Origin of the sequence: Paenisporosarcina antarctica (assembly GCF_004367585.1) — a bacterium.
GTDB classification, from domain to species: domain Bacteria; phylum Bacillota; class Bacilli; order Bacillales_A; family Planococcaceae; genus Paenisporosarcina; species Paenisporosarcina antarctica.
Window position 1 is genome coordinate 2,885,859 of the sequence record NZ_CP038015.1, and the last position, 26,626, is coordinate 2,912,484.

Here is a 26,626-nt window from a genome sequence, read left to right on the forward strand (position 1 = left end):
AAAAAGTATACACAATCTCGCTGGAAAGTCCTTATTGAAAGGAGGGCTTGAAGCAGAAGTGTGAACCATCATAAATAAAAATCCCGATTCTCCGCATAAGTTGCGATGAATCGGGATTTTTTAGTTTGAACCGAAGAATGTAATGAAATCTTCGACAGCTTTACGAGGTTTTGCTTTTGGCATTTCATCATAATAACCAAATTGCAGCATGCTTATGATGCGTTCTCCTGGGTTTATGCCAAGAGCTTCACGGAATTTTGGTGCATCTATAAATGGAGGTGTTTTCCAGCAAGCTCCGATTCCCAAGTCCCATGCTAATAATTGCGCATTTTGAATGTAGCTACTAGTAGCTGCATAATCTTCCAATCTTTCTTTTTGACGCACATCTTCTTTAACAACGACAAATGCATAAGCTCCTGCAGAAGTGAATTTCTTCATTTGTTTTGTTAATTCATCTTCAGAAAGCTCTTTCCACTTCGCAACACCGAAGTCTCGTAATACTGTATGAAGTTCTTTCAATTCCATATCACAAGCAACAACCATTCTCCATGGTTCACGATTCCCGTGATTTGGAGCCCATTTTGCATCTTCTAATACGGCTAAAAGCGTTTCACGTTCTACTGGTTGTCCATTAAAGTTTTTAATTGAGCGACGTTGAAGTATTGCGTCACGTACTGATAATGATTGTCCATTCATATGTTTAAGTTCCCCTTTTCATTAACAAGTTAAAATCAAATGTGTGCGACTGCAGCAAAGATAATTAAAATTGACCGTTGCTTGCAATCATTTTCGAATATATCGGAAGAATCACAACGGAAACAAACTTACATAAATTGCTCATGCTTTAGCTGATTTAGGTATACTTATACTCGCAGATCGGTGTACGGTATGGCTTCACTATTCTGAACATCAACAACTATGGACTATTGTAGCACATGGCATAGAACCTGTTATCATTTATGACAAAAGTAGGTTCATTGTCATAGTTTTTTGACTGGCAAAATCAATAGTTATAGAAAATGACGGTAAGTGCAAAATTTACAGATAATTACTTCTAAATGTTAACTTTAGCAGCTTGTTATTCCGCCAAGTCGAATAACACGGTTCATTGGATTTATGTGGAGTTGATTTTGAAGTGAATTTCGATCACTACGTTGAATTGCTCATTATTATAAACCCTTCTATGGCAACTTTTATTTCGAATGAAGCAACTTTTGCTCTGACTGGGGCAACTTTTGCTCCGAATGAAGCAACTTTTGCTCTGACTGAAGCAACTTCTGCTCTGACTGGCGCAACTAACCAATTGTCTCCTAATTATAACAAGAAAGAGCCATTCCTTTGTGATGCCTCTTTTTCCAGCAATCTGTGAATATGTTTTTGTTATTCCCCAAAGCGCTATTTTCCTTCATAATAGAAAGAAACCATTAATGGAGGGTTCGCATGATTGTCTATTTCTTAGCGAGCTATTTATTTGGTAATGTTCTAACAGCGTGGTGGATTGGAAAATACTACAACATCGACTTACGCAGCCATCGTAGTGGAAATTTAGGTGCTCGTAATGCTGGAGCAGTGATTGGAAAAGCAGCATTTCTTTTGACATTTTTAGGTGACGCTTTGAAGGGTGTGCTCGTTATTTTAGCTGGACGCTATCTCGGCTATCCGGAATGGGCAGTTGCTATGGGTGGATTGCTTGTAATTTGTGGTCATTTGTTTCCATTTTGGTTAAAAGGAAAAGGTGGTAAAGGAATTGCTACTTTCGTTGGTATCGGACTCACTTTTAACATTTTATTTGCTATTGCTTTTAGTGTTGCATTTTTCCTTGTTATTCCATTCATTCGGAGTGCGACTCTCAGTATGATTTTTGCATACTGTGCTTATATTGGTTCAGTCTTCTATTTTAATGAAGTACATCATGCTTGGCCAATACTGATTGTCATCTTACTCATAATGTATCGTCATCGGTTTGACTTCAAACAATCTTTTGATGAAAAAAAATGGAAACACGCTTAAAATTCATTATATTTTCAATAGCTTTATCTACAATGAAACCTAAGACCTTCGCTTGAAAATACTTTTCATGATATAATATAAAATAGTCAAAATCTTTAATTAAAGATAGGATGTTTAATTGATGACAAAAAAACCAATTGCTTGGGTTGTCGATAGTACCGCTTATGTTAGCGATATACTTGCTGCCCACCCTGATGTTCATGTTGTTCCACTAACCATTCATTTTGGACAAGAACAATATGCTGATGGAATAGATTTAACATCTGAACAGCTGTATGAACGCATTCGAAAAGCAGAAGAATTCCCAAAAACTTCACAACCAGCAGCTGGGGAATTTTCCAAGTTATACGAAAAAATTAGTGAAAATTATGAAGCGATTATTGCTGTACATGTCTCTGCACAGTTGAGTGGAACAATTTCATCCTCTAAATCTGGTGCAGAAATTGCCGAAGTACCTATGGAATGTGTTGACTCACTTGCCCTATCTTCAGGAATTACCAAACTCGTAGAACGCGGTATTATCTTGCAAGAGCGTGGTATGAAACTGGAAGAAATCGCAAATCAATTACGTAATGAAGTGAAAAACTTCCGTAATTACATTCTAATTGGTAACTTAAACCAACTTTACAAAGGCGGACGTATGAGTGGGCTCCAATTTTATCTAGGCAGCTTATTGAAAATTAAACCAATCATTCACTTAAATGAAATAGGTGAATTAAAAGCGCTCGATAAAGTTCGTTCTCATAAGAAGGCTCTTACCTATTTAGTTGATAAAGCGATCGAAGCACACGAAAAAGATGGTGTTACGTCCATTGATTTGATGCACGGAAATGTTCTTTCTCAAGTAGAAGAATTAAAAAACTTAATTCACTCAAAAGTACCAAAACTTAAAGTACGTGTTGGAGAAATCAGTTCTGTACTTGCTGTGCATGCGGGTGAAGGAACAATCGCCGCTCTTTGGCATGTCCCTGCTGAATAACACCTAAAATCGAAACAATTTGGTCACAGGAAAACCCTTGGAAATCCCAAGGGTTTTTTTCATGCAAACGAATCTTTAATGTGAAAAAATATATATTTCGTTTCATCTTGAAAAGCCATAGAATCTGTATAGCGCCAGTTTCTGGCCCGACTATTATTTGTATGAGCATTAACTAGTGGTTCATTGCCATTAAATCCAGTCACGATTGTCGTGTGATCAAATCTTCCATCCCCTTGAAAATCATAACTGATGACATCTCCTAATTCTAAATCACTGGCATTCGCTACTTTTACAGCCTTCAATCCCACAGTAGAGGTATCTAAATACCAACGAAGTGAGTGAGATGTAGTCCAACTAAAACTCCATGTTCCACCTTGGACCCACCATCCTTTTTCACGATTTGGATATCCACGCATGGGTGCCCCTCCCGCTCTTAAACATTGTGAAATATAATTTGTGCAGTCATCGTCGAAGATAGGATACGCAGGATTATTTGAATTCCACCATTTGTTCGCATATTGAACAGCCGCCTGGCGATTGTACATGTAAGTTCCCCCCTTAGGAGAGATTATGTGGCTAATGAATGAATTAGAAGAAATGATTATTGTGAAGATGCGCAGAATGATGTCTAGGGTATTGATGTCTATTATTTTAGGGGAGTGTGTGGACGAATCCAGATACTACGAAAAGAAGTACCTTTTTTTCCAGGAAGAACTTTTGCTGAAAATCACCTTTAGAAACCACTCATGGAATCAAAGAGTCCACTGAAAAAGTTACTTTATTATTTTTTTCTTATGGAAAATAGTGTAGGTGATTTCCGTTACATGCGGACGCTTTCCACGGGGCGATCGACGAGCCTCCTCGTCCGCTTACGCTTCCTCCGGGGTCTCGTCTGTCTCGCTTTTCCCGCCGGAGTCGCCGCCTTCCACTTCAATCACTTGTATATATATTTTCTTTCATTTAAAAAAGATGAGGTTTCTTTTTCTGTTCAATCTAACAGTATGTGCCCCCGGCTTTTCAATCTAACAAGCAATTCATTCCTCAATTTTAGAGGAAAAGATTGCTTATTTTTGTTATATAATAAGTGTACTAATTTCGAGTGATGTCCCGATCATTTCCAATCAAGAATCTTTATATCTTAGCCCATTTATAGCGATTTACGATATCGTTGTCCTAGAAAATAATATGCTAGGCCCAATCATTGAACTCGTCGACTTTTCTTTTGTGCTCTAAGAATTGTCAGGCTAGTAATATGGCGATTCAAACAGCACGTACCCAAAGACAAACCTACTTTTTTGATATTGATACATGTGAAATTTGTCCGTTTCGTGAAGGTTGTTATGCAGAAGTTGCGAAAAGTACGACCTATTCTGTGACCATAAACCGACAGAACATAAAGATCAAGAAGTATTTCAAAGTAGTGAGAATTTAAAGGAAAAGCGAAATCCCGCTATAAAATCGATGCAAAGAATAGTGAATTGAAACATAGACACGGGTATGCAGATGCAAGGAGTAATGGTGATATTTACTACCGTAAACCTCAAACGAATTATGACCTTACTGAAGGAAGCAGAGTAAGTAATGCGAAAGAAAAAGGTGACATTTCGTTCCAAACCGAACGAAATGTCACCTTTTTCAATTTAAACTCACTTACAAATTTTAAAAACGTAAGATTTACAGTGCCCTCGAATCAAATGAGTGGTTTTTACCTGATGTCGGTCATCCTATTTAAACTACTAATTGTTTATTAGATTGGTAAAATCCATTCATAAAATAAATAGAAAGAATTCATAACCACATCTATACTAGTTCTAATAAATGGAATTATGGTAAAATCCCCAATCGGAGTTAATATCACGATTAAAAATAGGATTGAACCATACATTTCTAAAGGACGAAGTTTCATCTGAATTTTTGCTGAAAATAAGCTAGACACGATACGATAGCCATCTAAGGGAGGTAGTGGTAATAGATTAAAGACACCTAACACCACGTTCAGAGAAACAAAGATGTTAAGAAATTCTTCTACTGAAATACTAACTGGAGTAAAATACCAAACACTAAATCCAACAAAGGCTAAAACAAAATTACTAAGAGGTCCGACTAAACTAACAATAATCGATTGAATACGTCTTGTAGAAAAATAGGTACTATTAATCGGTACGGGTTTTGCCCATCCAATCCCTGCGATAAAAATTAATAGGGTCCCAACAAAATCTAGATGTTTCAGTGGGTTTAATGTTACTCGTCCTTGATTTTTTGCTGTGTCATCTCCAAATATTGATGCCATCCAAGCGTGCATAAATTCATGAAGTGTAAAGGCGAATACTAATGTGATTACTACATACGGAATCTCTGTTAATGAAAATGCTAAAAATTCTATATTGTCCGCCTGCCTTCAAACTTTTTGAGTAGCCGCTTTACTAATTAGGCAAAGCTTCTTTAAAGCTAATGTATCATTTTAAGAGTTGGGTTTCACCAACACTTTTCCTATTTTTTTGCTTAGGTAACAGACAACATATTTTATTCAAATAAAGAAACAGGGTTGTTCAAGACTTTATACTACATATAGAATTTCTAGAACAACCTCACGGGAAAATATTATCCATAGCAAAGTTAGACTGGACACTTCTTCAATGCAAAAGTCATTCACAATAGTGCCTTTTTTACTTATAATGTTTTTTTATAAACTCTAATTCTTCTTCATAGCTGAGAATGCCTGTCGCTCGACCAACATTTCCTCCTTGCAGATCCCAAATTTCATTATGTTCTTCGTCTATTTGAGAAAAATCATTTTCCGACCAACGCGTTAAAATTCTTAAATACAATCGCCAATTTGTATATTCACTCTTGTTAGTTTCAATTACCTCAATTAATCGCGTTACTCGTTCTGCAGTTAAAGGAAGGAGACTCCATTTTTTGTCTGCTTCAATTTTTTGATGAGACATGGCATGAATTGCGTTAGCAACTTGATAATCTAACATAGTCATTGGAAATTCTTCTACTATAGGCTTTTTCATCACTTCATTTACTTCAATAATCTTTCCTCCATCTTCGGTTGTTTTTTCTGTAATAGTCCCTTCTTTCTTTACAATCGGAAGATCTTTTCCAAAAATACCAAAACCGATAAAACCTAGAGTAACTAGAACAGCTATACTTAAAACAATTTTTTGAAATTTAGTGAATTTGAATTTTCTAATTAATTCTTTCATATTTCACTCCCAATAAAATTTAATACACGTACGACAATAGGCGCGAAGTTAAAAATAATTTAGAAACACTTAGTATGAGTAAACTATTCATAAACTACCAATCGCCTCTTTCACATAGAAAATAAGATTATATTACCATTTTAATGTTAAAAACTTGCATTGCAAAGATATTGTTTTTAAAGATGGAACATATTATTAGAAAATAGTATGCCCTGATCCAATCTTATTGTTATTTTTCAGTAGATAAAATGATAATTAAACATAATTTCATACTTACAAAATTAGTAGTTGGAATGCCACTTAAACAAAAAAGCATTTACTTAGTCTTTTCAGATTAAGTAAATGCTTTTTTTATGGAGACTATCGGGATCGAACCGACGACCTTTTGCATGCCATGCAAACGCTCTCCCATCTGAGCTAAGCCCCCTTGAACTAAATAATAAATAGTCTATACTTTTGGGTAAAGTAATTGACTTGTGTGTGAACTTTCATCTGAGCTAATACGCTAGAGCCATATATTTGTTACAATATGTATTATATAACAACATTAGTAGTGGATTCAATAGGCGAGAGGGTGTTGAGATGCCAAAAGTTCAGCAACATGCAGAACGTGAGATTCTAGAACCTATAGCTCTATGCGATTCAAAAGGAAATTTAAACCCTGCAGCTATTGGATTTTCGCGAAAATCATTAATTGATAGTAATTTATCAGGTCATTTTATGCGCAAGAAAAAATGGAATAATTGGTGTGTTTTCGGAGAAGATATTATGTTTTCAGCGTCCATTCGCCATATGGATTATGCTGTAATTTGTAGTGTGTACTTCTTAGATTATGAAACACAACGATATTTTGAGAAATCGATTACGGTTTCATTAGGGCAACGCATTCATATGCCTAATCAAGTCCTAGAAACGATTACGTTTTTTGATAATGAAATGAGTATTCAACTTATACATATGCAAGGTGAAACACATATGAAAGTGACGATTTCAAATTTTGATGGTGAATTTCTTCATGCAGACTTACAAATTGAGCATCCTGTTAATGATGAATCTTTAAATGTAGTAATTCCGTGGAATCGACAATTATTTCACCATACGGCAAAGCACTATACTTTGCCGACAAGTGGATTTGTCAAAGTTGGTGACAAACGGTACAACTTCAATTCAGAAGATAGTTATGCTGTACTTGACTATGGGCGAGGGGTTTGGCCAAGAAAGGCTTCCAGGAAATGGGCTTCCGCTTCTCAAAGGTTGGGAAACCAGCGTATTGGACTCAATTTTGGTGGAACATGGACAGATGGTACTGGCATGACTGAAAATGCTGTATTTGTTGACGGACAAGTATCAAAAATTTCAGAAGATGTGATTTTCACATATGACAAAAATGATTTAATGAACCCTTGGCATATTCGTTCTAAGTTTTCATCAGATGTGAATTTGACGTTTACTCCTTTTTTACAACGTGAAGCAAATATTAATATAGGATTCGTCAATTTGAACGGTTATCAAATGGTTGGATATTTTAACGGTTTCGTTCATTTACAAGACGGCTCCTGTTTATCCATCACAGAATTACTAGGAAGTATCGAAGATCATAAAGCAAAATGGTAGCTTTAAAAGCGGAGATCGTCACACGGCTATACATATGAATGCTATGCCGAAGTCCTTCAAAGCTAGACATAAAAACTCCTCATCTCCCTTATAGTTCTAGGGAATGAGGAGTTTTTACGTCTATATAGGGAAATATATTGAAACCTATTTGTCTATCTTCCCTGCTTCCAAAACATGTTTCATTTTTTCGGGAAAATCAGTGAAAATTGCGTGGACTCCAATTTGTTGCAAAGCTTGTACATCCATTACTTCATTTACCGTAAACACGCGAATAATAGCTCCTTTTAACATGGCTTCTTTGGTCATCTTACGCAGAGCTGCTGGGTACGATATATGCAGAGCATCCGCTGGGATAAAACGTGCATAATCATAGGCATCGACGAGCACATCCATTGTTACTAAAGCAACTTCGATATGCGGAGCAGATTTTTTGAAATTCCGAACAGCTTCATGGTCAAAAGAAGAAATTAGTACTCGCTCATCCAAGCCCATTTTCACAACCAAATGGAGTACCTTGTCCCCCATTCCCTCATATTCAAAAATATCCGACTTCAATTCAATATTTAGATGATGTGTTGTGTTTTGAAATATCATTAATACTTCTTCAAGAGTAGGAATGGACTCTCCTTTAAAATCATCACCAAACCAATTCCCAAAATCGTAAGCACGTAATTCTGATAAAGTTAAATCCCTTACGAATCCTTTCCCATTAGAAGTTCGATTAATAGCCTCATCATGAATAACGACCATCTTGTCATCTTTTGTTAAATGAACGTCTAGCTCTACTCCAAAAATGTCTAGTCGAGCTGCTTCTTTAAATGCCGCCAGTGTATTTTCTGGATGAGTACCTGACGAACCGCGATGTGCATATATTTTCATACTGAAGCCTCCTTAAATTTCTGTACGTAATGTCCACAATTCAGGAAAGAAATATTGATCCAACACTTTCTTTAAATAATGGACGCCTGAAGATCCACCAGTACCTTTTTTAAAGCCAATAATTCTTTCCACTGTTTTCATATGACGGAAACGCCATTGCTGAAGACAATCTTCAACATCTACTAGCTTCTCCGCTAATTGATACAATTCCCAATAGGTGTCTACGTCTCGGTAAACAGTCGTCCATGCTGCCAAGACACTGTCATTTGGTTCATAAGGGGTTGATACATCACGTGAAACAATTTCTTCATCTATTGGCAGTCCTGCTCGAGCTAGCTTGCGAATCGCCGCATCGTATAGCCCGGGTTGATGGAAAGCTTCAGTCAATGTACTAAGTAACTCTTCATCTTTTTCGTAAATTTTTAACACATGTTTTGTCTTGTAGCCAAGTGCAAATTCAATCATCCGATATTGATACGATTGGAAACCACTAGCGTTTGCGAGAGTAGATCGAAACTCCATATATTCTGCAGGTGTTAATGTCGCTAATACATCCCATGCTTGAATAATCTGAGTTTGAATCTTTGATACGCGAGAGAGTTGCTTAAATGCTGGCTGTAAATCATCTTTTTCAATATTAGTAATCGCTGCGCGAAGTTCGTGTAAAATGAGTTTCATCCACAACTCAGAAACTTGATGGATAATGATAAATAATGCCTCATCATGGTGATCACTTAAGCCATCTTGTGCCGTTAACAGTTTATCTAAATGAAGGTATTCTCCGTACGTCATGTTTTCTTTGAAATCTGTATGTAATCCCGATTCTCCTTGTGCAGCAGGGTTTTGCCCTTGATCTAATGGCTTTTTTTCCATGGTATTATCTCCTTAAGTCTCTACTTTCGCTCATCTCGTCTAGCTGTAGTATGACATGTGACTAAACACTTTAACAGACTACTTGCATTTTTCGAAAATTCTTATTTTACTGATTTAACAAATAATGTTATAATTCAAATCTGTTTTCAAACCCCAACATCTTTCATTCATCACTTGCAGGACGCAAAATTCTTCATATTGGAGGACTGTATGACACAGAAACATCCTGATTTTGAGCAAGAACAAGAGCGCCTGACCTACACTAAAAACTATATGCAACAGTTACTAGACGAATCAAAACGAGATGTAAAATCTGCACAAGAAAATATTCGTCATGCCATGGCCGATCTCGATTATTTAGATTCCAGTTTAAGCTATACGAACATTTTAACAAATGCCCGCTTTTTCGAAATGGCCCGTTCTCAAAAAGAAGGGTTAGAAGCCATTCAGCAAAAACCTTATTTTGCGCGCATTCATTTTCAAAAAGACGGTGAAGACAGTGAAATGTTGTACATTGGTAAGACGTCTTTATTTCAACGAGAAACACAAGAACCCATTATTGTCGACTGGCGCTCGCCTGTTGCCAATGTGTATTACGATGGACGACTTGGTGATATTGAATATGACGTTCGAGAAGACACTTTTACTGGCCATCTATTTTCAAAGCGTCAATATACAATTGAACAAGGCGAGTTACAATCTGTTCGTGACATTGATTTAACGACCAATGATGAGCTTTTGCAAGAAGCTCTTTCAGGTAAAGCAGATGTTCGTTTAACTGAAATTGTGTCGACCATTCAAGCTGAGCAAAATGAAATTATTAGGGCTCATTTAAAACAGCCCATTCTTGTGCAAGGTGCAGCAGGTAGTGGGAAAACGACCATCGCCCTCCACCGTATTTCGTATTTTCTCTATACAATGGGTGAACATTTTCCAGCCGATAAACTGATGATTCTAGCTCCATCCAAATTGTTTATGGACTATATAGCAGAGGTTTTACCGGAACTCGGAGTCAGTAAAATTTGTCAAACTACTTTCGCTGAATACGTCTTACAAGCAACTACTATTAAATTGAAACTAAAAGATTCAAACTTAAAGTTAGCTACTTTAACTGAACAAGACTTTCCAGATGAAATGATGCTGTGGCAATCTCAAATGAAAGGCTCTCTTTTTTATAAAGAATTGATAGATGCCTATCTCAAAGATTACGAGAAATCAATTGCCGATCAGTTCGAAGACGTTTTCATTGAAAAATACCGTATTATGAGAGGTTCAAAATTAAAAAAATTATTTCTAGGTGACTTTTCCTATATGCCAATTGAGAAACGCTTAGAACGTATTAAATTAATTTTTCAATCTCACGTACGCCAAAAGAAAAAAGAAATTTTGTTCATGTTAAATAAGAAATATGATGACGCTTTAGATCAAGCGTTATTTGGAATCCGGGATGCCGCCAAGAGAAAATCCGAAGTTACAAAGTATATCGATGAACGTGACTACCGCATCCCACTCATTGAAAAAGAGTCAAAAACCACTACGTCTGCTTATATGAAACGCTTTAAGAAAGCCAATATTAAAAAGATGTATCGCAACTTTGTCACGGCTGATGAATTCATATGTGAACATACAATTCAGTGGACAGACCAGCAACGGCATGCATTCCTTCAAAGCCATTCAATCGAATCCTGGGAATTAGAAGATTTAGCACCTCTTTATTACATGCATACTAGGTTGAGAAGCATACCCGATAAATGGAAAATGCGCGTTGTTTTTATTGATGAAGTTCAAGATTATAGCATTTTCCAACTTGCCGCTTTAAAAGAAGGTCTTGAAACAGATATGTTTACGATGGTTGGAGATTTAGCGCAAGGTATATACAGCTATCGTGCCCTTACTTCATGGGATCCAGTCGTTGAATTATTCCCAAGAGCTACTTATAAGACTCTGCAAAAAAGCTACAGAACGACTATTGAAATTATGACAGTTGCAAACAGCATTTTAACGCAAATGGATGAAGACTTGCCATTAGTTGAACCAGTTGTTCGCCATGGTATTGATCCACAATTTTATGAAATGAGTGTACTTGAAGGACAACGAATCGTTTCTTTGTTAGAGGAAATCCGCAGTCGCGGTCACCATTCAATTGCACTAATTTGCAAAACAACTTCACAAGCGCAGTTAATTGCTAATCAGCTTAAGGATTTCCTTCCCATTCAATACTTGAACGATCATTCGGATATTGACCAGACAAAGTTACTCGTCTTGCCTAGTCATTTAGCAAAAGGGTTAGAGTTTGATGCAGTGTTGATTGTGGCGATTGACACACCTTTCCGTAAGCATTCAATCGACCGCAAACTGCTGTATGTAGCGATGACTCGTCCAATGCATGAATTACATTTAATCGGATCAAGTAGAGAACACTTTTTATTGCCACCATCAACGAGTTAGTAAGTCACCTATTTAACGTTTCTTCCACTTGGGAGAAACGTTTTTTGTTTTACATTAAGGATTAAAAGTAAAGATCGAGATGAGAAGACCTACATATAGATTGGAAATTGCGACTGTGACGACTATGGTTTCCGGCTCGCTTTGGATGGCAAAACCGCTGCACCATAACCTAGGGAATGAAAGTGAAGGTCGAAGTGACGCTGTCACCTCGACCTTCACTCGTTCCTACAGGCAATCTTGCCGCGGGTGTGCATCCGTCGCTCGCCACAACCTAAACGTGCACAGGTCTTTGATTTTGGTTTACGAGAGAAGAGATACTGTCTGTCTAAAGAAGAAGCTGCCGAAGATGCAATTTCGGCAGCTCGTGGCCATCTATAAAGGATTACTTTGCTTTTTTGAAAGAAGGTTTCGCACATTATAAAGAAAAAATAAACGGTGGCAGACGTAGACACAGTTGCCCCACAAATTTCAGCTCGCATCTGGGATAAGACTCTTGCGGCACACCTGATAGAAGAAAGTGCCATACCTAAGAGTGGCAGAACAGTATCTACTATGGTTTCCAGCTCGCTTTGGATGGCAAAACCCGCTGCACCATAACCTAGGGAATGAAAAGGATTATGATGTCACAAGTCACATCACAATCCTTCTTTCGTAAAGGTGTACCTGGAAACATGGTCCATCACTTCTCGTCACAAAAAAAGCTGGCGGAGGCATCCGACAGTACAAATCAAGATTTTGCACCTAAATAATAGAAAGACTGCAGTGGTTAATGGCCCCGCCGCAGTAATTGGCGGGTTTTTCTGTGGGGGAAATATACACTTTCTTGTCGAGTGAAGGCTCAGTTGTAATTTTGAGGCGTCACGTTGTAATTATTTAAGGTGACGTTGTAAAAAAGAGAGTTCACGTAGTAAAAATAGAGCTTCACGTTGTAATAGTTAAATTATGGAATTTATATTTATTGCTTTCCATCAAAAAAAAGCTGGCGGAGGCATCCGACAGTACAAATCAAGATTTTGCATTTAAAAAAAGAAATGCTGTGAACTTGAAGTGCTACATGGTCTCGCACACGTATATGTAGTGATCTGCATGAGGAATTAGTTTTTCACTTTCCTCATTGAATCTTCAGCCGTCTTCTTCCTTTAATGTCAGTGTCTATTCACTCGTCCATCATACTCACCTCAAGAATGCCCGTCACAACCCTATTGGTTTCATTTGCAGGTTAAGACGAAATTTGTTTGTCGTTCAAAGTGAACCAGAAATCTGGTGATACAGTGTGCGTGGTGAAACAACTATTAATAAATTAAGAACCTTGTTATGTAACCTCCTCCAACAGGAAATTTGCAATTAGCGAAATGGCTACCATACAAGGGTTTACGCATTTTTTAAGGTGGACTTGAATGCTTTTGTTTACGCTCCGCTCCTAAATGAAAGAAGAATCGCTAAGGACTGTTTCATTAACTAGTTTACTTGACTAGTGAAACTAATTTTGAAAGCTTCTTTCTTTTGCACAACATTTATCGGACAATTTAGAGATTTATCGCCCAAATACGTCTCACAACCTAGTTAACTTGCTGAAACAGCACCTATTAAATTGATCATTAGCCATAGAGAAAGGTAACGAAAGTGACATGGCTTTTATAGTAGGGTTTATTCGCTGTTTTATAATAGATATTAAATGGTTTTTTACGCTACGCTCCTGTTGGTATTTGCGTGCTGATATAGTTTATAAATTGGAACGTACTGGTCTGACATAGAGGAGAGATATTCTGTGTAACCCTTCTTTCAAGTAACGCAGTGGGATCCTTTATAGTTTGCTACGAGTGGCCGAAATTGCATCTTCGGCCGCTTCTTATCTAGATAGTCAGTATCTCTTCTCTCGTAAACCAAAATCAAAGACCTGTGCACGTTTAGGTTGTAGGTGAGCGAAGGATGCACACCCGCCACAAGATTGCCTGTAGGAACGAGTGAAGGTCGAAGTGACAACGTCACTTCGATCTTCACTTTCATTCCCCAGGTTATGGTGCAGCGAGTTGGCCATCCATAGCGAACCGAAAACCATAGTCGATACATTTCCTATTCCCAGTTTACATGTCGGTCTTATTGAACTTCACTTTCATTCCCCAGGTTATGGTGCAGCCGGTTGGCCATCCATAGCGAACCGAAAACCATAGTCGATACATTTCCTATTCCTTGTTTACATGTCGGTCTTATTGATCTTCACTTTCATTCCCTAGGTTATGGTGCAGCGGGTTGGCCATCCATAGCGAACCGAAAACCATAGTCGATACATTTCCTATTCCCTGTTTACATGTCGGTCTTATCACTTTGACCTTCACTTCATTCCTAAGTTATGATGTAGCAAGTTTTCCATCCAAAGAGAACCTGAAACCCATTTAAAATATCCTTTTTCTCTACCCCCTTGCACGTTTCTTTAAATAAGTGTATCATTCAAATCGTAATCATTACTATTTATAAAATAACTTAAGGAGCGAATATATGCAAACTCAAATTCCAGTTACTGTTTTAAGCGGCTATTTAGGTGCCGGAAAGACCACGGTATTAAACCACTTACTTGCCAATAAAGAAGGTAAGAAAATAGCGGTTATTGTCAATGATATGAGCGAAGTTAATATTGACTCACAACTTATTCAAAGTGGAGGTTTCTCTCGCACTGAAGAGAAATTAGTTGAGCTAACAAACGGCTGCATCTGCTGCACCCTACGTGAAGACTTAATGATTGAAGTAGAAAAGTTAGCTAAACAAGGTGATATCGATTATATCGTCATTGAATCGACAGGAATTTCAGAACCAATTCCTGTAGCACAAACTTTTACCTATATTGATGAGGAAGTCGGAATAGACCTTACACAATATTGCAGACTTGATTCTATGGTCACAGTAGTAGATGCATTCCGCTTTTGGAGTGACTATGAAAGCGGTGAATCGTTATTTGAACGCAAACAAACGGATGATGAGGAAGATGTGCGTGATGTATCAGACTTGTTAATTGACCAAATTGAGTTTGCGAACATTCTACTGATTAGCAAAACGGATTTAGTTACAGCTGAATTTTTAGACGCTTTTAACGTATTCCTTCTAAAAATGAATCCTGATGCCATTATAATTCCTATCGAAAACGGCGTAGTTCCTCCTAGCAAAATATTGAATCGTCAATTATTTGACTTCGAAGAGGCAAGTCAATCAGCTGGATGGATGAAAGAATTAAATGAAGAACATATTCCAGAAACCGACGAATATGGCATTAGCTCGTTTGTCTATAGACGCAAGCGTCCATTCCATCCTGAGCGTTGGAATGCTTGGTTAAGTGTATTCCCACAGGAAGTCATTCGTTCTAAAGGTTTTTTCTGGTTGGCAACACGAAATGAAATGGCCGGCCTTTTATCTCAAGCTGGAAATTCTCTTCAATTCCAAGGAGCGGGTAATTGGATAGCCTCTCTTCCGAAAGCCGAACAGCGCGAAATCATGTTAGAGGATGAAAGCATTGCAGCGAGATGGGATGAAGTGCACGGTGATCGCCAAACTGAAATGGTTTGGATAGGCCTGGATATGGATCGCGAAGAAATTGAAGAACAACTTGATAGTTGTTTATTAACAGAAGAAGAAATGAAAATTGACTGGACAACTTTTGCAGATCCATTGCCTGCTTTTGTAGTTGCAGATTAATTTTTCGTTATGATTCAAAAACACCCACAACCTAATTAAAGGTTGTGGGTGTTTTCACGTAATAATCAACTTGAATAATCGGCATAAATCCGGCTTTTTCATATACAGATAATGCTTTGTCATTGTCGATTTCTACATCTAGCATGACTGCTTCGCACGCCATTCTTTGGCCTTCAGCTTTGGCAAATGCTAGTAGTGCAGACCCTACTCCTTGGCCCTGGTGTGATGGTTCTGTCGCTAAAGCTGTCACCCATAATATTTTGTTCTCTTCTACAACTGTAACGGTTCCGACTACTTCCTGCTGCATTTTCGCTACAAACACATGTCTAGAAGGATTCGATACGCTAAACTCTAACATTGTGTGTACCTCATCTTCGGAATCGCCAAAAGCGCTCATTAATATTCGTGTAAGCTCTATTTTTTCCTTTGTATATGGGACTACTTCAACATCCAGCCGTTTTTCTGCACATTTCACTTCTGCTTTTAATGTCGCTTCGGAAAAATTCCATTCGTAGCCTGCCTGTTGTAAAAAAGCAGTTCCAGCTTGCGATTCTTTTATTGTAAGAGCAAGTTCACTTTCAAATCCACGTACTTCTAAGTTTCTTTGCAATTCGTTAATTAGCGCTTGCCCTAACCCTTGTCTTCGATAGTCAACATGGACGAGAGCGCTCCATTCGTATGCATGAATACCGATCATATCTATGGCTGTGATGACACCAACTAAATTTTCTTCGGCATAAGCAAGGACTGCGAATCCTTTTGATAATGGGTCCGTCATGACGGGAATGTTTAATATTTGTTCATAACTTGTGTTTTCGAGTGCTTCATTTATTTTCACTAATGCCTGTATTTCGCTAGATGTTTCTAAATCTAAAGGAAACGATACAGTTAATATGGTAATGTCCACAAGTATTTCCTCCTTTGTTTCATTAATATGTCTACAGTGTATCATTATGATAACAACTGTTTAACCTCCTCCAAAACGGTTATATAATAACATCAGTACGATTTTTTGGAGGAGTTAATTGATGCAAAAGAAACGATTATCTTGGGTGGACGTCACAAAAGGATTCTTAATGATTCTTGTCGTTATGGGCCATTATCCTGGAGAACTTGATTTCCCGCTTGCTACGTATATATATTGGTTCCACATGCCTGCATTTTTCATTTTGAGTGGTATGTTTTTTAAGCCCATTCTAGAAAAAGGTGTTACAAAGAAAGTCATTCATAAACGATTTATGCAACTAATCGTACCATATTTATTTTTTCTTGTAATGATTACGGTCGTTCGTTATGGAATAGAAATCGGTTCTGGAAATTTTGATATCTCATGGTATTTAAGTGATTTATGGACGCTCGTTATTGGTGGTCGCTTTGTACGTGGCGCTTACGGAGTATTTTGGTTCGTTACCACATTGTTCTTTGCTTACCTAGTCTTCCTATGGATGACAAAATACTTTAATCGGACAAAACAAATAGCTATCTTAGTCGCATTTTATTTAATTGCCCATATTGAAAGTTTGATTGCAATGCGCTTGATCGGCGGTGGTCCTGCTGAAGCTTCTCAAACAATCCCAATGCTTTGGAACATGGATGTGGCAATGATGGCAGTTGTGTATTTTGCACTTGGCTATTATATGAAAAACATATGGATGGATATCACGAAACCGTGGCTAATCGCTGGAGTCATAGGTAGTGTTGCAGCCATTTCTCTAGATTGGTTTAACATCATTGATTATCATTTAAGTATGAAGTTTTTACGGTATGACCACTTAGTTTTTGATTTAGTTATTCCTTTATCCTTTACCTTAGTGTTTGTTGGCGTTTTCCAATTTCTATCATCTTACCTATCAATGAATTGGTTGCGCAGAATTGAAAAACACTCTCTTAGTATCATGTATTTGCACATCTTTACTTATATTGTGCTAAAAGATTTTTTCGAGTATGGTTTTATCGAGTTTACAATATTCGGTATAATTGTCCCGATTATAGCTTCAATCATCATCCAAAAGCTTGTTCCACACGGAAAATTGTTTCTTGGTGGATTCTCTCCCAAAAAAAGCAAAACGCCTTCTACACAGTAATAAATATCTAGACGGATTTCCTTAAGAGCAGCAAGGATGCACAAATCAAGTAAGCCCTCGAATCTAGTGTTCGAGGGCTTTTTATTGAAGATATACGGCTGAATGGGTTCACTTCACTGTACAGTAGATCATTGCGTTAACATATTGTAGAATAATCCTTTTTGAGCAATTAGTTGTTGTTGACTCCCTGATTCGACTAGTTGTCCCTGATCCATTACGTAAACGACGTCTGCTTGTTTAACTGTATTTAATCTATGGGCTATGACAAAACTCGTGCGTCCCTTCATTAGCCGTTCCAATGCTTCTTGAATCTTCATTTCCGTAACCGTATCGATGCTACTCGTTGCTTCATCTAACAGTAAAATGACGGGGTCTGCCACTAAGGCACGAGCAATGGATAGCAATTGCTTTTGTCCCTGGCTGATTTCTCCACCATCGGCAGTTAACACGGTATCGTATCCTTCAGGTAATTTCATAATAAAGTCATGTGCATTCGCTTGTTTTGCGGCTTCAAATAATTCTTCATCGGTCGCATTTAATCTGCCGTAACGAATGTTTTCTTTTACTGTTGCTTCAAATAAAAATGGGTCTTGCAAGACAAAAGCTATTTGACTACGCAAAGTTTGGCGAGGTAAATCTTGAATAGGGATATCATCAATCCTAATTTGTCCTTCATTCGTTTCGTAAAAACGTGCGAGTAATTGCATGATGGTTGTTTTCCCAGCACCTGTTGCACCAACTAGTGCTGCCGTTTCGCCTGGATTCAAGGTAAAACTGACATTACGAATAGTGTGCTCAACATCCGTTTGTTCGTATTTAAAAGATACTTTGTCAAATTCAACTTTCCCTTTTAACACCGTGTTTATATGTGTTGTCGCTTCATCTTTTTCAACTTCTTCATCCATGATGGAGAATACTCTCTCAGCTCCTGCAATCGCCGATAAGACTGTATTAAATTGATTCGCTAAATCATTTAATGGACGTGTAAACTGACGGGCATATTCTGAGAAAATAACGATGGTTCCAATTGTCACATGACCATTTAAAGCAAGTAAACCACCAACACCTGCGACAATTGCAAAGCTTACGTTATTTAACATGTTCATGACTTTTGGGATAAATCCTGAATAAGTTAACGCCCAGAATCCAGTTCGACGTAAACGCTGGCTCTTCACAATAAATTCATCAGTCACGCGATCTTCTTGTGAAAAGGCTTTAACAATTCGTTGACCAGATATGGTCTCTTCAATCATTCCATTTAGATCGCCAACCGCTTGTTGCTGTTCTTTAAATAGCTTCCCTGTCCTCCTCGTAATCCAACGCATGGCGTAAAACATAACAGGAATGATGGTCATGGTAAGTAGCGTCAGTAATGGACTTAAGGTCAACATAACTATAATGGTTCCCGTTAATGTTAGTACACTTGAGAATACTTGAATAAATGAACTATTAAGCGTGGCACTGACATTTTCAATATCGTTTGTTACACGGCTCATCAATTCGCCATGCTGACGTTTATCAAAAAATGACACCGACAGCTTTTGAAAATGAGCGAAAAGATTTGTACGTAAGCGATATATGGTTTGTTGAGCAATACCAATCATCCAATAGTTTTGGAAAAATAACGACAGTGATAAGAAGAAATAAATTCCGATTAACCAAGTGATCATAGTTTGTAATCCAGCAAATTTTCCAGGAACAATGTAATTGTCGATTATTTTTCCAAGTAAGTAAGGACCAACTAATGCTAGTGTAGAACTGACAAGGACGAGTAAGAGAACAGTAACTAAAAGTCCACGTTGTTCATCAACTAGATGCCAAATGCGTTTCAATACTTCTTGCCAATTCCCTGCACGTTCCCCTTTTTTCTTTTTTACTGGTGTAATATCTTCTTTAGATAATACGGGTTCGTAGCCAAATGGTTTAAATGGAATCTGTCGCATGCGCAGGTACCTCCTGTTGTTGTTGCGACTCCACAATTTGACGATATAAATCGGAAGTTTCAAGTAATTCTTCATGTGAACCATATGCGGAAATATGACCATTGTCTAGTAATAAAATACGGTCTGCCCCTTTTGCCGTAACAACTTTTTGTGTAACAACTAGCATGGTGGCTTGTTGTTTTTCTAATGCTCCACACAGTGCCGCTTCTGTCTTGACGTCTAACGCACTGGTACTATCGTCGAGTAATAAGATTTCTGGTTTTCGCACCAAAGCTCGGGCGATTGACAGACGTTGTTTTTGACCACCAGATAAATTCACGCCTTTTTGTCCAACTCTCGTGTCATATCCTTTGGCAAACTGTTCAATGGATGTATGAATTTGTGCTTGTTTTGCTGCTTGTTGTAATTCTTCCTTTGAAGCTTCCGTTTTCCCCCATGCTAAGTTTTGATAAATGCTCCCTGTAAACAAAAGTGACTGTTGTGGAACGAGTCCAATTGCTTGCCTTAATTGATCAAGGTGCCATTTATTTACGTCTTTTCCATCTACAATAATGGAGCCCTCTGACACTTCAAAAAAGCGAGGGATAAGTTGCAATAATGTTGATTTTCCAGAACCAGTTGCCCCCATAATGGCTAATTTTTCACCAAATTTAACGTTGAATGAGATATTTTTCAAAACGGCTTCAGCTGTATTTGGATAGGTAAATGTTACGTTTTGGAAGCTAATTTCGCCTACTGTAGTGCCATGCATTTTACCTGTATCTTCATCGCGTTCCAAGCCCTCATTGACCAGTAACACTTCTTCCATTCGTTCAGCAGAAGCTTTCGCTCGAGCAAATGCCATGATGATGAACGCAAACATCGTGAAAGCGCCTGTCATGCGCATTGCGTAGTTTATGATTGCCACTAGCTCACCAATTTGAGCATTATTTGATTGAATTTCACGAGCACCGAACCATAATACAGCCAGTACACTAACGTTCATAACTAATAATAGTAATGGCAAGATAATTTCCATAATACGTAAAGCCTTAACCGTATCCGTTTTCAATAAATTGGAAACTCTTTCAAAGCGGGACGACTCAAATTTGCCTCGTAAATATGCTTTGACTAACCTCACCGCTTGCAAGTTTTCTTGCAGCACTCGGTTCACACGATCAAGTCGAACTTGAACAAGCGCAAAATAGCTAACTCCTTTTTTGACCATGAAATATAAGAAAACTATCAGAAATGGTGCTCCAATGACCAACAACATGGCGAGGTATGCATTTACGATAAACGCCATGATGACACTACCAATTACAAGTAAAGGAGCCCGTAACATGATACGTAAACTCATAAAGAGGACGTTTTGTACCATGGTTACATCGCTTGTAAGTCGAGTGATTAATCCAGCTGTTGGAAACTTAGTAAACGTGGCCACTGTAAATTGTTGTACTTGTTTAAATAAAGCGCTACGCACATCAAAACCAAAGCTTTGAGACGCATGAGATGCAAAGAAAGAGTTCGTTGCTCCGGCAAAGAAAGCAACGAAAGCCATAAGCATCATGACCCCTCCCCACTTCCAAATAACCGTCTCGTCACCTTGCATGATGCCATCATCAATAATTTTTGCGATGATGAGTGGCTGTACAAGCTCGACTGAAAGTTCTATTAACATAAGGATTAGAGCGATAGCAATTGGCCATTTATATGGTTTGACATAAGAAAATACAGTTTTCACATATTGTCCTCCTGAAACTTCTTCGTTAAACGAATTAATTATCTGATTGTTCACTATTATGCCACATCGAGCGGTTTAAAGGTATCATTCGTTTTGCTGAAATGTTCTGATAGAGGGATAATTTGAGGTGAACAGAAGTTCAGTTGGAATACATACATTTTCCCTTTGGTTTGGCATTAACATTAATCCTGGCGCATGTCTGCTCCTCCATGTGCTAAAGAGGAAAAGAGTATTTTTTATTATTATCTATACTTTCCAAGCAGATTACATACGTGTAGTGGTAATAATCCCCGATTTCTGTGTTTATTCCCGTTCATATTGGTTTAATCCCATACACGGGTCTTTTATTCCTGTTCAAATTAATTTAATCCAGTTCAAACCTTCTTTATTCCTGTTCACCCTATTTATTCCACAAAAATACCCCGAAACACGAAGTGTAAGGGGGCTAATTGGTTAGGTTTTCGCTACGCTGCTAATTGTAAAGTCCTAGCTACGTTATGGCGTTATAACGGGTTTTGAAATCGACAAAGCCTAAAATCCAGGGGAATTTCAGCCTTACTTCTTCTTATTATTCCCAGCAAGTGATAACCAGGTCACGCATACTAACATGACGAGTGCACCAACAAACTGCAAATTCTCTAGTACTTGTTGTAACCATATCACTGAAATTACCATTGCAGTCAGCGGCTCCATACTCGATAAAATACTCGTTTCTATAGCGCTTATATATTTCATACTACTTAAAAATAAAACGAAAGCTAATGTACCAATGATAATGACTGTAAGTAATAGCATCGACAATTTCCAATCTAATAATAACTTCCAATCATCCGATTGCCATATACGACTCACGCTTCCTAGTACTACACCACCTATAAGCATCGACCAACCGACTACTAATAGCACTCCCCATTCTTTCATAAGGGATCCTGGATACAACGTGTAAAACGCAAAACTAAAACCAACAGCAATACCCCAAGCAAGCGCCACTGGACTCAACAATAAATTAGTAAATGAGCCATTTGTTAATAAAAGGAATAAACCGAATAGTGTTCCAATTATTCCAAACACTTGATACCTTGGTGGCCATTTCTTTATGCTCAATGACACAAAAATAACGACAAAAATGGGTGCTAAAAACTGTAGTAACGTAGCCACTACTGCATTACTCGCTTCTATTGCTGCAACGAATGAATATTGAACTCCTAGCATGCCCAAAAGCGCGAAGATGATTAACCGTTTGAACCAGTACGATTGGCGCCATATTGGCGTTAACTGGGTTCCCGTTATTTTAAGAAAAGCTAGTAATCCTACTCCCGCAGCAAGGAGTCGTATCGTAAGCATAAAAGAGATAGCTATGGTGTAGTTCGATAAAATCCATTCAATTAATGGACCTGTCGCCCCCCACAACATTGCCCCTGTAATAATAAATATAATTCCTTTTGCTCGGTTCATTTACTTTCCCTCTTCTCTACTAAACATAATTGTATCATCACTCAATTCATATTAAATTATTATAATAATTATTAATTCCCAATAATTCCATCTCCTGTATTTTCCCTTTTTTTTCAGAATAAACATTTTTCTTTTTTGGTGACTTGATGTAAAGAGTTCTTTATAATGGAATTATGGTTAAAACAAGGAGCCCTGAGATATGAGAGCTATGCAACAACTATTAGAGAGTAGCAATATATTAAATCATGTTCCTTTACCAATGATGCTAACTGCTCCGGACGCGAAGGTACTTTGGTGGAGTGAGGAAGCTGAGAGAACATTTGGCTATACAGCAAATGAAATCGTTGGTAGGTTTTTTCCTTTTGACAAGGAAGAACGTTCTACCATCGATCAATTGATTTGGAATCAAGCGTTTCAAAGTGAAGACCCTATTTCCCTGAAAAATTTCTCTCTTCAATCAAAACAAGGAGAAATTTTTAATGCCTCTGCAATTTTAAATTCTGTGACACTAGACAATGAACAATTTGTGATGGTCGTGTTTGAAGTCGACAATCTTCAAACCATTTATCAAACGACCAGTGCTCAGGAATTAGCAAGCTTAAAGACAGGGATAGATAAGACTTTCATGATCACCAATTTAGATGTTGATGGTTTAATTACATATGGAAATGAACTGTTTTTGAAATCCAGTAAATGGACTCCAAAACGCGTGATCGGTAAATCTTTTTGGCAACTTTTCCCTGTTGAATCTGCTGAGAAATTGGTCAACCAAATTTGGTATGCGTTAAAAAGCAATCGTGTATGGCAAGGGTCAGTTGAAAAACTAACCAAAGATGGCGACACCTATTGGGTCGATATGACCGCAATACCTGTTCTTTCAACGAATGATGAACCATTATACTTTACGATATTAGAAAAAGACATTACGGAAAAAAAACGTCTGCAAATGCATCTTGAACAAATAGCCTATGTGGATCCCGAAACAGGATTGATGAATCGGCATCGTCTTGAAAAAGTTGTTTTCGACTTTATTAAGGAAGAACGTCACTTTTCCTTCATCTTTTTAGATATTGATAAGTTCTACACATTAAAAGACGTACATGATGATGAGTCTGAAACAACATTACTTCTAGAATTTTCTAAACGATTGAAAATGTATTTTCAAGATAGTGATATTGCACGCGTCGGAGAAGATGAATTCGTCGTGTTAACCTCCCTTAGTGATTGGTTCACTCAAGGATTCTTAAGTTACTTAAAACAACATCCGATTTATATTCGTAGCAAAGCCATACCCATTTCAATTAGTGGTGGAATTACACGATATCCTGAAGATCAATTAACATTTTCACATATGATGAAAGCATCGATTGTTACTGTACATAAAGTGCAACAAGAAGGCGGTGGAAACATCGTTAGTCTTTCGCAAGCAAATCATAAGGCTTTAAGTAAAAAAGCATTGATTGAAAAACGTTTAATAGAGGCATTACATCACAAAGATTTAACAGTTATGTATCAACCACAAATTGATCTATCTACCGGTAAAATAGATGCTGTTGAAGCTCTAGTCCGTTGGGAGGACGCTGTACTTGGAACGGTTCCACCAAATGAATTAATTCCAGTTGCAGAAGAATCAGGAATGATTCACGATATTGGAAGCTTTATGCTCGAGAAAGCTTGTGAACAAGCAGCGCTTTGGTCGAGAAATGGCAAGCCTATGAAAATCAGTGTAAACTCGTCTATCCGTGAATTTAGAGATAATAATATGGTGAAGAAAGTTCGCCAAGCGTTAGACAAATATAACTGTCCTGCCCATTTATTAAAAATTGAAATTACTGAAAAATTTGCCTTAGAAGCAGAATCTGAACAATCGATTATTCGTCAAATGCTACAACTCCAAAATGATGGTATCGTTTTTATTCTTGATGATTTCGGAACAGGCTATGCTTCATTCCGCTACATGCAGCTTTTACCAATTTCCGAACTTAAAATCGATCAATCCTTTATTGCAGGCTTATTGCAACAAGAAAAACCTCAAAAACTTGTACATGGCATGATCCAATTTGGTAAGTCAATGGACATACGAGTAATAGCAGAAGGTGTCGAAACGAAAGAACAACTAGACTTATTAAAAAAACTTGGATGTGACGCAGTTCAAGGATTTTATATTAGTTATCCTGTAGCTGCTAGTGAAATTGACATACAATAGCAAAAGACGACTTCTCATGCATTATGAGAAGTCGTCTCTTTTTTGCGTAAGTATTTAAAAATTAGTTGCATTAACACTTCTGCAAATACCAAGCCCATGGCGATCGCACCAGATGTCATAAATGCTCTAGAAGCGAATGAAATAGCTGTTAAATAGTCGTTTTCAACAACATTACGCATCGCATTGTAAGCAAGACCTCCTGGAACTAATAAAATAATGCCCGGTACACTGAATAAAATCATAGGCATTTTAAAGCGCTTCGATAAAATATGAGCAGCTAATGCCACTACAAATGCACCTGCAAAAGACGCTTGAACGGAGTCGCCTGTAAGGATTGAATAGCCACTATAAATCATCCACCCACTCATCCCAACCACTCCACATGCTAGTAGCTTTTTTCTAGGCGCATTAAATATAATGGCAAATGATATGGCGATGATTAAACTTAAAAATGCTTGTATTATCCAAGTCATGTGACAATGACACCTCCTAAAATGATAATACGAGTGCAACACCTGCACCAATTGCAAAAGCCGTTAATAAAGCTTCTGCCCCTTTTGAAACGCCAGAAGTAAAATGACCTGCCATGAGGTCACGAACAGCATTCGTAATAAGTAATCCTGGAACTAATGGCATAACTCCACTAATAATGATGATATTTAAGTCTGCACCTAAGTTTAATAGGATGGCCAGAAAAGCGACAATTCCAACAAAGGCAGCCGCAAGAAATTCCGCGAAAAATTTAACGCGCGTTATGTCGTGAATGAATGTAGCAACCACAAAACCGATGCCTCCAGCTATCGTCGCTGCTGGAACATCCCACCAACTACCTTCGAATAAAATAAGAAAACTTCCGCTTGCTATAGCAGCGGCAATAATTTGCAAGAAAAAAGGGAACATTAAGTTAGCACTTGCTACTTTTTGTAATTCTTCATACGCTTCTTCTATAGTAAGTTCGTTTGTAGTTAGTTTTCTTGATACTTGATTTACTAGTGCGACTTTTTCTAAATCTGTCACGCGATGACGAATGGCCATCAAGCGTGTAGACCCATCTCTTCCAAGTGAAAACATAATACCTGTAGGTGTGATAAAGCTTTGCGTGCCAATTAGGCCTTGGGAAATTGCCATGCGTGTCATGGTATCTTCAACACGATATGTTTCCGCACCGCTTTCTATCATCAAACGACCCGCAAGTAGACAACAATCAATTGCCAAATCTTTCTTCTCATTTAGCACGTCTTTGCCCACTCCTTTCACTTATCGTCTATGCACAATCTTAACGAAAAGCGACACAAAAGACAATCATTGTTGAAATTATTTGTGCCTTTAGAATGGATATTAATCAAATGATCATAGACGTTGAATCCGGGTCTATCGTACTGATAATTTCAATTATTCATACAATATCCCCCTTTGAATGTACCTTATACCCTTAGTCCATGCGATTTTATCTGTTAATTCGTGCACCAGAAATGGACACCTGATTTTTAAGTGTAGGATTTACTCTGTTCTCGCT

21 protein-coding genes, 1 tRNA gene and 1 pseudogene are annotated in these 26,626 nt (G+C 37.8%); 10 read left to right on the forward strand and 13 right to left on the reverse strand.

What is annotated here, in order from left to right; genetic code table 11:
- Positions 1–120 precede the first annotated feature (120 nt).
- A complete protein-coding gene (locus tag E2636_RS13960) occupies positions 121–696 on the reverse strand; it encodes a nitroreductase family protein (protein ID WP_134210741.1) in 576 nt (191 codons plus the stop codon).
- Between the two features lie 439 nt (positions 697–1,135).
- On the opposite strand from E2636_RS13960, the gene E2636_RS13965 reads away from it, so the two are divergent.
- The 3 genes from E2636_RS13965 (at position 1,136) to E2636_RS13975 (ending at position 2,989) form a co-directional block, all read left to right on the forward strand.
- Positions 1,136–1,369 carry a hypothetical protein gene (locus E2636_RS13965; RefSeq protein ID WP_134210742.1) on the forward strand — a complete coding sequence of 78 codons (234 nt, stop codon included), beginning with the start codon at positions 1,136–1,138 and terminating at the stop codon, positions 1,367–1,369.
- A gap of 71 nt (positions 1,370–1,440) precedes the next feature.
- Positions 1,441–2,010 (forward strand): glycerol-3-phosphate acyltransferase, encoded by a 570-nt coding sequence (locus E2636_RS13970; protein ID WP_134210743.1) that lies wholly within the window; start codon positions 1,441–1,443, stop codon positions 2,008–2,010.
- A gap of 121 nt (positions 2,011–2,131) precedes the next feature.
- Positions 2,132–2,989 carry a DegV family protein gene (locus tag E2636_RS13975; protein ID WP_134210744.1) on the forward strand — a complete coding sequence of 286 codons (858 nt, stop codon included), beginning with the start codon at positions 2,132–2,134 and terminating at the stop codon, positions 2,987–2,989.
- A gap of 59 nt (positions 2,990–3,048) precedes the next feature.
- Here the strand turns inward: E2636_RS13975 and E2636_RS13980 are convergent, their stop codons facing one another.
- Positions 3,049–3,534, reverse strand: a complete 486-nt coding sequence (locus E2636_RS13980; protein ID WP_134210745.1) for an amidase domain-containing protein — start codon at positions 3,532–3,534, stop codon at positions 3,049–3,051.
- Between the two features lie 692 nt (positions 3,535–4,226).
- Here E2636_RS13980 and E2636_RS19430 point away from each other — a divergent pair.
- Positions 4,227–4,567, forward strand: a pseudogene (locus tag E2636_RS19430) (IS5/IS1182 family transposase); the annotation flags it as partial.
- A gap of 169 nt (positions 4,568–4,736) precedes the next feature.
- On the opposite strand, the gene E2636_RS13985 reads toward E2636_RS19430, so the two are convergent.
- From E2636_RS13985 to E2636_RS13995, 3 genes are all read right to left on the reverse strand, one after another.
- A complete protein-coding gene (locus E2636_RS13985; protein ID WP_243840653.1) occupies positions 4,737–5,279 on the reverse strand; it encodes a site-2 protease family protein in 543 nt (180 codons plus the stop codon).
- 376 nt (positions 5,280–5,655) lie between these two features.
- Positions 5,656–6,201, reverse strand: coding sequence for a DUF6241 domain-containing protein (locus E2636_RS13990; RefSeq protein WP_134210747.1), 546 nt, complete (start codon positions 6,199–6,201; stop codon positions 5,656–5,658).
- Between the two features lie 354 nt (positions 6,202–6,555).
- Positions 6,556–6,628 (reverse strand) — tRNA-Ala (locus E2636_RS13995).
- Positions 6,629–6,783: 155 nt separating this feature from the next.
- On the opposite strand from E2636_RS13995, the gene E2636_RS14000 reads away from it, so the two are divergent.
- On the forward strand, positions 6,784–7,815 hold the full coding sequence (locus tag E2636_RS14000) for a DUF2804 domain-containing protein (protein WP_134210748.1): 1,032 nt from the start codon (positions 6,784–6,786) through the stop codon (positions 7,813–7,815).
- 144 nt (positions 7,816–7,959) lie between these two features.
- Here E2636_RS14000 and E2636_RS14005 read toward each other — a convergent pair whose 3' ends face one another.
- Together E2636_RS14005 and kynA are read right to left on the reverse strand one after the other, a co-directional pair.
- Positions 7,960–8,694 carry a glycerophosphodiester phosphodiesterase gene (locus E2636_RS14005; RefSeq protein ID WP_134210749.1) on the reverse strand — a complete coding sequence of 245 codons (735 nt, stop codon included), beginning with the start codon at positions 8,692–8,694 and terminating at the stop codon, positions 7,960–7,962.
- Between the two features lie 12 nt (positions 8,695–8,706).
- Positions 8,707–9,567 carry a tryptophan 2,3-dioxygenase gene (gene kynA / locus E2636_RS14010; RefSeq protein WP_017379451.1) on the reverse strand — a complete coding sequence of 287 codons (861 nt, stop codon included), beginning with the start codon at positions 9,565–9,567 and terminating at the stop codon, positions 8,707–8,709.
- Positions 9,568–9,777: 210 nt separating this feature from the next.
- Here kynA and helD point away from each other — a divergent pair, with 210 nt between their 5' ends.
- From helD to E2636_RS14020, 3 genes are all read left to right on the forward strand, one after another.
- Positions 9,778–12,015: an RNA polymerase recycling motor HelD gene (gene helD, locus E2636_RS14015; protein ID WP_134210750.1), complete on the forward strand. Its 2,238-nt coding sequence runs from the start codon at positions 9,778–9,780 to the stop codon at positions 12,013–12,015.
- A 246-nt stretch (positions 12,016–12,261) separates the two neighbouring features.
- The gene (locus E2636_RS19595; RefSeq protein WP_279587106.1) at positions 12,262–12,393 is read left to right on the forward strand and encodes a hypothetical protein; all 132 of its coding nucleotides are present in this window, start codon (positions 12,262–12,264) and stop codon (positions 12,391–12,393) included.
- 2,118 nt (positions 12,394–14,511) lie between these two features.
- A complete protein-coding gene (locus tag E2636_RS14020) occupies positions 14,512–15,699 on the forward strand; it encodes a GTP-binding protein (protein ID WP_134210751.1) in 1,188 nt (395 codons plus the stop codon).
- 31 nt (positions 15,700–15,730) lie between these two features.
- Here E2636_RS14020 and E2636_RS14025 read toward each other — a convergent pair whose 3' ends face one another.
- Positions 15,731–16,606, reverse strand: coding sequence for a GNAT family N-acetyltransferase (locus E2636_RS14025; RefSeq protein WP_134210752.1), 876 nt, complete (start codon positions 16,604–16,606; stop codon positions 15,731–15,733).
- 121 nt (positions 16,607–16,727) lie between these two features.
- Here E2636_RS14025 and E2636_RS14030 point away from each other — a divergent pair, with 121 nt between their 5' ends.
- Complete coding sequence (locus tag E2636_RS14030) at positions 16,728–17,783, forward strand: acyltransferase family protein (RefSeq protein ID WP_134210753.1); 1,056 nt, start codon at positions 16,728–16,730, stop codon at positions 17,781–17,783.
- 128 nt (positions 17,784–17,911) lie between these two features.
- Here E2636_RS14030 and E2636_RS14035 read toward each other — a convergent pair whose 3' ends face one another.
- The 3 genes from E2636_RS14035 to E2636_RS14045 all read right to left on the reverse strand — a co-directional run bounded on the left by E2636_RS14035 (position 17,912) and on the right by E2636_RS14045 (position 22,904).
- Complete coding sequence (locus E2636_RS14035) at positions 17,912–19,726, reverse strand: ABC transporter ATP-binding protein (RefSeq protein ID WP_134210754.1); 1,815 nt, start codon at positions 19,724–19,726, stop codon at positions 17,912–17,914.
- Positions 19,707–21,449 (reverse strand): ABC transporter ATP-binding protein, encoded by a 1,743-nt coding sequence (locus E2636_RS14040; RefSeq protein ID WP_134210755.1) that lies wholly within the window; start codon positions 21,447–21,449, stop codon positions 19,707–19,709. Before E2636_RS14040 ends, E2636_RS14035 begins: the two co-directional genes overlap by 20 nt.
- Before the next feature lie 555 nt (positions 21,450–22,004).
- On the reverse strand, positions 22,005–22,904 hold the full coding sequence (locus E2636_RS14045) for a DMT family transporter (protein ID WP_134210756.1): 900 nt from the start codon (positions 22,902–22,904) through the stop codon (positions 22,005–22,007).
- A gap of 199 nt (positions 22,905–23,103) precedes the next feature.
- Here E2636_RS14045 and E2636_RS14050 point away from each other — a divergent pair, with 199 nt between their 5' ends.
- Complete coding sequence (locus E2636_RS14050; protein ID WP_134210757.1) at positions 23,104–25,110, forward strand: bifunctional diguanylate cyclase/phosphodiesterase; 2,007 nt, start codon at positions 23,104–23,106, stop codon at positions 25,108–25,110.
- 14 nt (positions 25,111–25,124) lie between these two features.
- On the opposite strand, the gene E2636_RS14055 is transcribed toward E2636_RS14050, so the two are convergent.
- Positions 25,125–25,583 (reverse strand): threonine/serine exporter family protein, encoded by a 459-nt coding sequence (locus E2636_RS14055; protein WP_134210758.1) that lies wholly within the window; start codon positions 25,581–25,583, stop codon positions 25,125–25,127.
- A gap of 16 nt (positions 25,584–25,599) precedes the next feature.
- Entirely contained in the window at positions 25,600–26,346 is a 747-nt protein-coding gene (locus E2636_RS14060) for a threonine/serine exporter family protein (RefSeq protein ID WP_134210759.1), read from the reverse strand.
- Positions 26,347–26,626: the final 280 nt, after the last annotated feature.

What these genes read in the sequence shown, in the direction of transcription:
- E2636_RS14020 (WP_134210751.1), top strand. Translation starts at nt 14,512, where the DNA reads ATGCAAACTCAAATTCCAGTTACTGTTTTAAGCGGCTATTTAGGTGCC.
- E2636_RS14055 (WP_134210758.1), bottom strand. Translation starts at nt 25,583, where the DNA reads ATGACTTGGATAATACAAGCATTTTTAAGTTTAATCATCGCCATATCA.
- helD (WP_134210750.1), top strand. Translation starts at nt 9,778, where the DNA reads ATGACACAGAAACATCCTGATTTTGAGCAAGAACAAGAGCGCCTGACC.
- E2636_RS13970 (WP_134210743.1), top strand. Translation starts at nt 1,441, where the DNA reads ATGATTGTCTATTTCTTAGCGAGCTATTTATTTGGTAATGTTCTAACA.
- E2636_RS13990 (WP_134210747.1), bottom strand. Translation starts at nt 6,201, where the DNA reads ATGAAAGAATTAATTAGAAAATTCAAATTCACTAAATTTCAAAAAATT.
- E2636_RS14005 (WP_134210749.1), bottom strand. Translation starts at nt 8,694, where the DNA reads ATGAAAATATATGCACATCGCGGTTCGTCAGGTACTCATCCAGAAAAT.
- E2636_RS13960 (WP_134210741.1), bottom strand. Translation starts at nt 696, where the DNA reads ATGAATGGACAATCATTATCAGTACGTGACGCAATACTTCAACGTCGC.
- E2636_RS14035 (WP_134210754.1), bottom strand. Translation starts at nt 19,726, where the DNA reads ATGCGACAGATTCCATTTAAACCATTTGGCTACGAACCCGTATTATCT.
- E2636_RS14050 (WP_134210757.1), top strand. Translation starts at nt 23,104, where the DNA reads ATGAGAGCTATGCAACAACTATTAGAGAGTAGCAATATATTAAATCAT.
- E2636_RS13985 (WP_243840653.1), bottom strand. Translation starts at nt 5,279, where the DNA reads ATGGCATCAATATTTGGAGATGACACAGCAAAAAATCAAGGACGAGTA.
- E2636_RS14030 (WP_134210753.1), top strand. Translation starts at nt 16,728, where the DNA reads ATGCAAAAGAAACGATTATCTTGGGTGGACGTCACAAAAGGATTCTTA.
- E2636_RS13975 (WP_134210744.1), top strand. Translation starts at nt 2,132, where the DNA reads ATGACAAAAAAACCAATTGCTTGGGTTGTCGATAGTACCGCTTATGTT.
- E2636_RS14000 (WP_134210748.1), top strand. Translation starts at nt 6,784, where the DNA reads ATGCCAAAAGTTCAGCAACATGCAGAACGTGAGATTCTAGAACCTATA.
- kynA (WP_017379451.1), bottom strand. Translation starts at nt 9,567, where the DNA reads ATGGAAAAAAAGCCATTAGATCAAGGGCAAAACCCTGCTGCACAAGGA.
- E2636_RS13980 (WP_134210745.1), bottom strand. Translation starts at nt 3,534, where the DNA reads ATGTACAATCGCCAGGCGGCTGTTCAATATGCGAACAAATGGTGGAAT.
- E2636_RS14045 (WP_134210756.1), bottom strand. Translation starts at nt 22,904, where the DNA reads ATGAACCGAGCAAAAGGAATTATATTTATTATTACAGGGGCAATGTTG.